Source organism: Protofrankia sp. CiP1_Cm_nod1 (assembly GCF_920888515.1).
Classification (GTDB): domain Bacteria; phylum Actinomycetota; class Actinomycetes; order Frankiales; family Frankiaceae; genus Protofrankia.
The window spans coordinates 1-8,054 of the sequence record NZ_CAKKTM010000183.1 but is presented as its reverse complement, the minus strand read 5'-3'; the positions used below and the strand labels follow the sequence as shown (position 1 = coordinate 8,054).

The 8,054-nt window shown below is 71.2% G+C and carries 5 protein-coding genes and 1 tRNA gene; 2 read left to right on the top strand and 4 right to left on the bottom strand.

Going from position 1 to position 8,054, the window contains the following annotated elements:
• Positions 1-203: 203 nt before the first annotated feature.
• Positions 204-1,067: a hypothetical protein gene (locus tag NBX02_RS08600; RefSeq protein WP_250287452.1), complete on the bottom strand. Its 864-nt coding sequence runs from the start codon at positions 1,065-1,067 to the stop codon at positions 204-206.
• Positions 1,068-1,695: 628 nt separating this feature from the next.
• On the bottom strand, positions 1,696-2,370 hold the full coding sequence (locus NBX02_RS08595; RefSeq protein ID WP_250290824.1) for a class F sortase: 675 nt from the start codon (positions 2,368-2,370) through the stop codon (positions 1,696-1,698).
• A gap of 91 nt (positions 2,371-2,461) precedes the next feature.
• Between NBX02_RS08595 and NBX02_RS08590 the strand changes: the two genes are divergently transcribed.
• Together NBX02_RS08590 and NBX02_RS08585 are read left to right on the top strand one after the other, a co-directional pair.
• On the top strand, positions 2,462-3,199 hold the full coding sequence (locus NBX02_RS08590) for a hypothetical protein (protein ID WP_250290823.1): 738 nt from the start codon (positions 2,462-2,464) through the stop codon (positions 3,197-3,199).
• A gap of 372 nt (positions 3,200-3,571) precedes the next feature.
• Positions 3,572-3,645, top strand: a tRNA-Pro gene (locus NBX02_RS08585).
• Positions 3,646-3,922: 277 nt separating this feature from the next.
• Here the strand turns inward: NBX02_RS08585 and NBX02_RS08580 are convergent.
• Positions 3,923-6,343, bottom strand: coding sequence for a SpoIIE family protein phosphatase (locus NBX02_RS08580; RefSeq protein WP_445548327.1), 2,421 nt, complete (start codon positions 6,341-6,343; stop codon positions 3,923-3,925).
• Positions 6,344-6,605: 262 nt separating this feature from the next.
• Complete coding sequence (gene der, locus NBX02_RS08575; RefSeq protein WP_250286930.1) at positions 6,606-7,979, bottom strand: ribosome biogenesis GTPase Der; 1,374 nt, start codon at positions 7,977-7,979, stop codon at positions 6,606-6,608.
• Between the last annotated feature and the right edge of the window lie 75 nt (positions 7,980-8,054).

Here is an 8,054-nt window from a genome sequence, read left to right as displayed (position 1 = left end):
GGCCGGGGCCCCAGCCATATGATCATTCAATATGATCATCATGGTCGGGGCCGCCAACTTCCGGGACCCCCGGCCTCGGGACCTCCGGCCCCTGGGACCGCCGAGATCCCGGGGTCAGGGGGTCGGGGGTCGGGGGTCGGTCGGGACGACCGGAGCCGGATGATGATCCGTCCTATTTTGTTACTTTCCGTAATGGGATACGTCTACTTGCCTTTGTAGCGGACGCCGGTGACGGTGAAGCGCTCCACCCCGTGCAGGTGGCCACCCGTGGACGCGGCCACGACCAGGCCCTGGCCCGGCTGGGCGTCGATCGTCACCGCCGCCCGCCAGGGTGAGTTCTGCCCGCCCGCGGGCAGGCAGCAGTACTCCCCGACGACCTGGCCGCCGTTGGGACCCCCTGCCGGCCGCACCTGCACGCGGATACTCTCGTCGACACCGGTGATCTGGCCGCCGACCGCCAGCGGCGTCGACACGGTCGCCCCGTAGACCGGCTGGGTGAGCGAGAAGGTGGTGTCGTCGGTACCGACGACCTCCCACGGCGCGCCGCTGCCGGAACCGAACCGCACGAGATGGACGACGGCCGCGACACCGGTACGCCCACCCTCGGTGGCGTAGCCGACCTGCACCCGGGCGTCGTCACCGGTCACCGTGCTGGCCAGCGTCCGGTCGATGTCGGTGAAGCCGAGGAAGCCACGGGCGAAGGCCAACGCGGTGGCCGCCGGGTCGAGGTGCCATGGCTGGTGCCCGTCCGAGCCGCCGCCCGTCTGCCACGCCCGCGCGTCCGCGGCGCTGGCAAAGGGCCACAACGGCTGGTACGGGAAGGCCGCCGCGCCCGCGGTGGCACCCGGCGTCGCCGCTCCCTGGCCGGCGCCGGACTGCCCGCTGCCGGACTGCCCGCTGCTCCGCTGTTCCGTCGTCCCGGGCGAGCCGCCGGCTGCTCCCACGGACGGTGACGCGGACGGTGACGCCTGCGCGCGCACTGTCCCCTCGTCCGTACCCGAGCATCCGGTGAGGGCCAGCAGGGCCGCCACGAGTATCGCCGCCGGCAGGCCCAGCCGCGACCTCAAGAACGTCCGGGACGTCCGAGACGTCCGAGACATCGGGGACGCCGGCCCGCGCCCGTGGCCCCGCGGGCGGACAGCAGCCCGTCGCCGGTCATCGTGTGACGTCGGCCCACGCCCACGCCCACGCCCGCGGTGCCGCGGGCGGCGGATCCCGCTCCGTGGGGAGGACGGGCCCTTCCCCGCGCCCCGCCCGTGACGGCGCGGGAGCGCATGCCCGGGCACCCCGTCCGCGCTGGTCACACCGATCGCACCGGGCACTCCGATCGCACCGGGCGCACGGATCGCGGCAACCGCGCGGACAATCGGTGACACCGAGACGTTCATGGTCCCTCCCCGAGATCGCCTGTCTCAGCGAAGGGTAGCGCTAGAGATGGCATACATCTCTTCACGCAGCGTACACGCTGATGTCATGTGCCCGTCGCCCGGCAGCGCGGCCCCGGGCTCCCGCTCCCCCGCACCGCGCGACCGCTGCCACCGCGGCAGCCGGCGCACTCGCTTCCGTACCGCCGGCACCCGCCGGCGCAAACACCCGTCCATCACCGCACGAAGATCATATCCGGCTATCCGGTACGGGAGGCGACGCGGTACGTCCCGCTCGTCGGCATCCGCCGAGCCGCCGGGCAGCGGCCGCCTACGCCGGGCCGGCGACGGCGTGCGCGTACACGATCACGTTCTTCAGATAATGGTGGGTTTTCTTGTCGAAAGCACCACCACAGGTGATCAGCCGTAGTTCCGGACGATCGGACCGGCCATAGACCTCCGCCGCCGGAAACGCATCCTTCGCGACATCCTGAATACGGTCGACCGTGAACCGCACGACCGTCCCGTCCGCACGGCTCACCTCGATCGTGTCCGATTTCCTGAGCCTGTCGAGACGGTAGAAGACCGCCGGCCCGGTCGTCGAGTCATAATGCCCGACAAGTACGGACGCGCCGACGTCGCCGGGCCGCGGCCCATATTCGTACCAGCCGACGTCGGTCCAGGATGTCGGCACCTCGAGGGTCCCGTCCGTGTTGAGACCGACCGGCCCGACCGGCGCGGAAATGCCCACTTCCGGAATACGCAGAAAAGTCGGTGGGCTGTTCTGCCGCCACTCGCCGCCAGCCGGATCCCGCGGTGCCGCAGGCGCTGGCACCAGCCTCGCGTCGGGTCCCGCGCTCCCCGTAGCGGCCGTCACATCGGGTACCCCGACCAGTTTCCCATATTCGGACGAAACAAACTTCTGACCACTCACCCCGATCAGGAGAATTCCGATCAGAACCAGCCATCGAGCCGGCCGGACAATCTTCGGCCCCGTCGTGGTCATATCGTGTTCCACGCCTTCCCATGGACATCAGATGGCTATGGTGTAGCCCGCGGTAACAATACCGCCGCAGTACGAGAGAAGAGGAAAGGTCATGACGCACAAAATCGGCCGGGGCGTGGTGATGCTGGCCATGTCGGCCGTCACCGGGCTCTTCGTGGGGTTCGGCCCCACAGCCGCGTTCGCGGACGGGCCGTCGGATTCCGGCTCTTCGTCGACACCGCCCGCGGCCACCCAGCAGCAGAATGGCGGGCAGCCCGGGAGCGGCGGTGAGACGGCCGGATGGCCCCAGCTGCCCATCCAGCTGCCGACCCAGTGGCCGATCCCGCGGCCTCCCGAGCAGGCGGGTGGCCAGTCCGCGCAGTCCGGAGGCGGCTGGCCCGGCGCGACCTCGTCCCAGTCATCGGGGGGGTCCGGCGGCCAGGGAGCAGCCGGCGGCCAGGGAGGCCAGGGAACGGCACCCGGCGGTTCGTCGGGCCAGTGGCCGGGCCAGTCCGGCCAGCAGGGCCAGCCTTCCGGCCAGCAGCAGGGCCAGCAGGGCCAGTCCTCCGGCCAGCAGCAGGGCCAGCAGCAGGGCCAGCCTTCCGGCCAGCAGCAGGGCCAGCCTTCCGGGCAGCAGCAGGGCCAGCAGGGGCAGTCCTCCGGACAGCAGCAGGGCCAGTCGGCCACCCAGAAGCCGTCCTCCGAGCCGGTCCCGCAGGGTGGCGTGCACGCGGGTGGCGGCGGTATGGCGCCGTCGTTCCCGATCGCTCCCGTCGCCGGCGCCGGGCTCGGTGCCGCGATGCTCGGCACCGGCCTTGCCGCTCGCCGCAGGAACCGCGCAACGCAGTAACCAGCGGGTCTGGGCACGCTGAACCGCCCTGGCACGTCCAGCATGTCCAGCGCGCCCAGACCGGCCGGTCCGGGTGGATGCCGCCGCCGAACTCCGCCGCATCCACCCGGATCCCTCCTCTCCCGGGCGCCCCGACCCCGCGCCAACCGCCCGCCGGGATCTCCCGGCAGCCCGTCTTCCTGGTGCTTCCTTCCCGCTGCTTCCCGGCGCTTCCCGGCGCTTCCTGCTGCCGGTCGGTGCCGGCCTTCACCAGCGGCGGGACCGACGGCCCATGCTTCCCCGACATGGCGGACGGCCGGCGGAGGGCATCCGCGACGACCGGCCGGGGTGCCTGCCACGCCGGCCGGATCATAAGGTAACGTGGTCGACGTACGGGACGTGGCGCAGCTTGGTAGCGCACCAGACTGGGGGTCTGGGGGTCGCAGGTTCAAATCCTGTCGTCCCGACGCTGGAGCGAGGCTGCTGAACAGGGCTATAGGTCCTGGTCAACAGTCTTTTTCGCGTCTCCATGGTGCCAGGTCAGTCGATCAACCCGGGCGGGCGTTGGGACCATCTGGGGACCGATCGCCGGTCAGCCCTACCCTGGACATACGCCTTGGTGGTGGTCGGCCGTCAGCCATAGCAGTGCGTCGCCTCACCGTGGAGGCGGAGCGCGCATTACCGCCTGCGAGCCTGCTGCGCCGGACAGTCCCTCCTCGACCGGCGGCGGCCCGTCGGGAGCGGTCAGTGGCCGGTCGGGAATGGCTGCTCGGCCCAGATGATTTTGCCGTGTGGGGTGTGGCGGGTGCCCCACCGTTGGGTGAGCTGGGCGACGAGGAGCAGGCCGCGGCCGCCCTCGTCGAAGACGCGGGCGCGGCGCAGGTGAGGTGCGGTGCTGCTGGCATCGGAGACCTCGCAGATGAGACTCCTCTCGTGGATCAGCCGGAGCTGGATGGGCGCGACGGCGTGGCGGATGGCGTTGGTGACCAGTTCGCTGACCACGAGCTCGGTGACGAAGGAGGCCTCCTCCAGCCCCCAGGCGGCGAGCTGGTCGGTGGCCATCTGACGGGCCTGGGCCACCACCGCCGGGTCCGCGGGCAGGTCCCAGATGGCGACCTGGGAGGCGTCCATGCCCTGGGTACGGGCGAGGAGTACGGCGACGTCGTCGGAGGGGACACCGCCGGGCAGCAGCGCATCCAGCACGTTGTCGCAGATCTGCTCCAGGGAGGACGTGCCGCCGCTGGCGGTCAGGGCACGGCTCAGCCGGTCGAATCCGGCGTCGGCACCGGATTCGCCGGACTCGATCAGACCGTTGGTGAACAGGGCGATCAGGCTGCCGTCGGGCAGCTCCAGCTCGACGGACTCGAAGGGCAGGCCACCGAGGCCCAGCGGGGGGCCGGCGGGCAGTTCGGGGAAGTCAACCGTGCCGTCCGGGGCGACGACGGCGGACACGGGGTGGCCGGCACGAGCGAGCGTGCAGCGGCGGAAGAGCGGGTCGTAGACCGCATACAGGCAGGTGGCGCCGATCTCCCCGGCCGCTGCTGTCTGCATCTCCTCGGCTCCTGGGCCTTCTTCCCGGTCGGCTCGGTCGGCCAGACGCAGGACGAGGTCGTCGAGATGCGTGAGCAGCTCGTCGGGCGGCATGTCCATATCGGCGAGGGTGCGGACCGCCAGGCGCAGGCGTCCCATGGTGGCCAACGCCTGGATGCCGTGCCCGACCACGTTGCCCACCACGAGGGCAACCCTGCCTCCGGACAGCGGGACGACGTCGAACCAGTCACCGCCCACACCGGCCCCGGAGCCGGAGCCGGCCGACGGATGGCGGGAGGCGACCGACGGATGGCGGGAGGCTACCGCCACCGCCACATGCGGGGACGTGCGCTGCGGCAACATGCTCCGCTGCAGGGCCAGCACGGTGTTGCGCTCGTGGGTGTAGCGGCGGGCGTTGTCGATGCACAGGGCCGCTCTGGCCGTGATCTCCTCGGCGAGAAGCAGGTCATCGGTGTCGAACAGGTCGGGGGTGCGGTGCCGCAGGAACACCGCGAGCCCGAGGGTCGTCCCGCGGGCGAGCAGCGGTACCACGATGAGGGAATGGATCCCGTACGCGGGGGCACTGCGTGCACGCGCCGTGTCATGCTCCAACCACGCCTGAATGTCGGGGTTGTCGATCGCGTACCGCGACGGCCTGCCGGTGACCAGGGCACGGGCCATGGGCGAGTCCTCGCCGTAGCGCTCTGTCTTTCCCGGCTCGACCGCGGACTCCGGGCAGCCATCCAGCACGGACTGCTGTGCGGCACGGCGGAGGAGCACGCCTGCGGTGGCCCGGCGCGGATCCGCCTCGTTGTCACCGACGGCGGAGTCGAGCAGGTCGACGCTGACGAAGTCGGCGAACTGCTCGGTGGCCACGTCCGCCAGCTCCTGGGCGGTCCGCACCGTGTCCAGCGTGGTTCCGATGCGGACGCTGGCCGCGTTCACGACGGCCAGCCGCTGCCTGGCCCGGTACTGCGTGGTGGTGTCGAGGGCTGCTGTCGACACCCCCCGCACCGTGCCTACGGGATCCTTCACCGGGTAGAGGAAGACCGACCAGGCGTGCGCATGGCTCTCGCCAGGCAGCGGGGTGACCATTTCCAGAGTCGACCGTTCCCCCGTGCGGATCACCTGCGTCATCAGTTGTTCGACCTGGTCGGCGATAAGGCTGGGGAAGATCTCCCCCGGACGGAGTCCAAGTACCGCCTCTTCCCGCGCGGCTATGACGCGCTGCGCTTCCTCGTTGCCTCCCACCATGCGCTTCTCGCGGTCGTAGATCCCGAGGACGATCGGCATCTGGTCGAGTGCCCAGTTCTTGAGCGCCGCCGCCGTGTCATGGCGCGAACCTGGTTCGCCCGGCTCGAGAGCCACCACGACCCAGCCGCTGTTTCCCCGCGTACCGTGCGTCGGGGCCGCGTGGACGTCAACCTCGACGGCGCGGCCGTCCCGGCGCCGCAGCATCACTCGGCCGTTGCACTCCTCCCGCCGCTCGATGCCGGGTAGCGCCAACGCCGGAAGGTCCACGGCAAGAAGGTCCGCCGCGGCGCGTCCCACCACCTCGTCCGGACGATAGCCCAGCAGCCGACCGGCTCCTGCCGTCCACGCGGTGAGCACGCCTCGAGCGTCCAGCGCGACCATCGCTATGCCGGCCACTGCCGCGGGAACGTCAGCCCCGTCTCGTGAAGGCTTTCTTTCGCTCATCCATACTCGTCTCGGCATTGCCGAAGCCCGCGACCTGCCGAGCTGCCGACCTGCCATCCCGGCGAATCAGGCCCCACACCCATTGCCACCGAGCATGGCACTGTGCAGCGGACCGCTCAACCAGACGGATACCGGCAATCAAGAGAATCGACCTGTCACCAATCTCATGGTTGGTGCTCCTTTGTCTCGTTCAGGCGGCTCAGTGGCGTTTCTCACCCCGTTCACGGACCCGGACCGAAATCTCGATCGGCGTTCCGGCGAAACCAAAATCCTCGCGCAGCCTGCGCTCCAGGAAGCGACGGTAGGCCGGCTCCAGGAAACCCGTCGAGAAGATGACGAAACGCGGCGGGCGCACGCCGGCCTGCGTCGCGAACAGCACCCGGGGCAGCCGGCCGCCGCGCGACGGCGGCGGGGTGGCCGCCACGACCTCGCCCAGCCAGGCGTTGAGCCGGCCGGTGGGGATGCGCGTCCCCCACGACTCCAGCGACGTCCGCAGCGCCGGGGCCAGCCGGTCGACGGCGCGGCCGGTCATCGCCGAGACGTTCACCCGCGGCGCCCAGGCCACCCGGCCCAGGTCCCGGACGATCTCCCGTTCGAGGGTGAGCCGGCGGTCCTCGTCGAGCAGGTCCCACTTGTTGAACGCCAGCACCAGGGCCCGGCCGGCCTCGACCACCATGGTGATCACTCGCTGGTCCTGTTCGGTGAGCGGCTCGCCGGCGTCCAGCAGGACGATCGCGACCTCCGCGGCCTCCAGCGCGGCGGCGGTGCGCAGCGACGAGTAGTACTCCGCGCCGGTGGCCTCCCGCACCCGGCGGCGCAGGCCCGCGGTGTCGACGAACTTCCAGGTCTCCCCGCCGACCGTCACCAGTTCGTCGACCGGGTCGCGGGTGGTGCCGGCGACGTCGTGCACCAGCGAGCGCTGCGTGCCGGCCAGCCTGTTCAGCAGGCTGGACTTGCCGACGTTCGGCTTGCCCAGCAGGGCGACCCGCCGCGGGCCGTCGACCTCCTCGAAACGTTCCCGCGGCGCCGGTGGGAGGGCTTCGAGAACGGCGTCGAGCAGGTCCCCGCTGCCCCGGCCGTGCAGGGACGAGACGGGGTGCGGCTCGCCGAGGCCGAGGCTCCACAGCGCGGCGGCGTCGGCCTCGCCGCGGGAGTCGTCGACCTTGTTCGCCGCGAGGACGACCGGCAGCCCGCTGCGGTGCAGCACGCGGGCGACGGCCTCGTCCGCGTCGGTGGCCCCGACGGTGGTGTCGACCACGAACAGCACCGCGTCGGCGGTGTCGAGGGCGGCGCGCGCCTGCTCGGCGACCCGGGCCGCGAGCCCATGCGCGTCCGGCTCCCAGCCGCCGGTGTCGACCACCACGAAACGGCGGCCGTTCCAGGTCGCGTCGTAGGCGACGCGGTCCCGGGTCACGCCGGGGACGTCCTCGACGACCGCGGCCCGCCGGCCGAGTATCCGGTTCACCAGCGTCGACTTGCCGACGTTGGGGCGTCCGACAACGGCCAGGACCGGCTGGCGGTCGTCGAACTCGGACCGGCCCGCGGCGGAGTCCCGCGGTGCCTGCGAAGCCACACCCACAACGTCCTCGTCTCTAGTAACTCTGTTCTAGTAACTTCTGTCTCTGTAACTTTGTCTCTGTAACTCTGA